The sequence below is a fragment of the Streptomyces sp. NPDC058620 genome, assembly GCF_042717135.1.
Taxonomy (GTDB): Bacteria; Actinomycetota; Actinomycetes; order Streptomycetales; family Streptomycetaceae; genus Streptomyces.
In genome coordinates this window covers 1-1159 of the sequence record NZ_JBHXQO010000158.1, presented here as the reverse complement: position 1 = coordinate 1159, position 1159 = coordinate 1, and the positions used below count along the sequence as shown (strand labels likewise).

Genomic DNA, 1159 nt, shown 5'->3' with positions numbered 1-1159 from the left:
TACTGAGGTTTAACTCGTGGTGTCGTTACGCAGATCTGATGGTCAGGCCGGTCTCGGCTAGGCAGCCGTCGATTAGGTTGCTGCGGTACTGGATGTGCCGTAGACCGCTCCGGACCGTGCGGATGAGATGGTCTGGCGTGGAGAAGGCGACGTTGGAGAGCCAGCCGCGACGTAGCAGGGACCAGATGCCTTCGACGGGGTTGAGGTCGGGGGCGTAGGGCGGCAGGTAGAGGATGGTCAGCCAGTCACGGGAGTCGGCGAACTCCCGTAGACCTGCGGCTTTGTGGACGTTGAGGTTGTCCCAGATGAGGACGATCGGGCCGCCGAGTTGTTGGTGGGCTGCGGTCAGCAGGTCGCGGTAGTCGCGCCAGGAGAAGCTTTTGCGCCCGTCACGGTTGCCGTCGTCCCGTCGCGGCCGGTAGATCAGCCGGGATCGGCGGCCGGGTTTGTAGCAGGTCAGCGCGGCGATCGATATCCGTCTGCGCGAGCGGCCGCGGACCCGCACCACCGGGGTCCGCCCGCGCTGGGACCAGGTCCTGGCTTGCGACGACGTCATGGAGAAGCCGGCTTCGTCCTCGAAGACCAGCCAGGCTCCACGGGCCGCCGCTAGCCTTCCGCGCGGGGCCACACCTCCTTGACCCACCCGGCCACCGCGTCGTCGTCCCGTTCCATGGCACGACGGGCCGGGACCTGGCAGGACCAGCCGTTGCGCACCAACAGCTTGCGGACGCCCTGAATCGTGTACGTGAGGTGGAAGCGCCGTCCGATCACCGTCTTCACACGGTTCAGAGTCCAGCGTTGGTCCTCCCAGCCGTGCGCGGCCGGCCCTTTGGCCAGCTCGGACTCCAGCTGCGCGAACTGCTTCTCACTCAGTCGCGGCAGCGACGCGGGCCCCTGCGACCTCAAGGATCGCGGGCCGCCCTCGGCCCACGTGTGACGCCACCGCTGCACCGATCGGACACTGACCCGCAGATCCCTGGCGATCGCCGTACTACCCTCGCCCCGAGCGAACCGCTCAGCTGCCTGGAGCCGTAACTCCTCGCGCTTGCACTGCCGTTCAGCGGTCAACCCGCCACCCTGTGGATACCTCATCCTCTCGTGATACCGCAGGCAGACACCCCTCGTCAGCCCTTATGACTTCACGAGTTCAATCTCAGTA

General features: G+C 66.5%; 2 protein-coding genes. Both read right to left on the bottom strand.

Going from position 1 to position 1159, the window contains the following annotated elements:
- Positions 1-25 precede the first annotated feature (25 nt).
- Positions 26-556 carry a transposase gene (locus ACFWSK_RS37810; RefSeq protein WP_383796745.1) on the bottom strand — a complete coding sequence of 177 codons (531 nt, stop codon included), beginning with the start codon at positions 554-556 and terminating at the stop codon, positions 26-28.
- 50 nt (positions 557-606) lie between these two features.
- A complete protein-coding gene (locus ACFWSK_RS37805) occupies positions 607-1092 on the bottom strand; it encodes a winged helix-turn-helix domain-containing protein (protein WP_383796742.1) in 486 nt (161 codons plus the stop codon).
- Positions 1093-1159 lie beyond the last annotated feature (67 nt).

Bases quoted from the DNA above. Each gene is read 5' to 3' on its own strand.
- ACFWSK_RS37810 (WP_383796745.1), bottom strand. From the start codon at position 556: ATGACGTCGTCGCAAGCCAGGACCTGGTCCCAGCGCGGGCGGACCCCG.
- ACFWSK_RS37805 (WP_383796742.1), bottom strand. From the start codon at position 1,092: ATGAGGTATCCACAGGGTGGCGGGTTGACCGCTGAACGGCAGTGCAAG.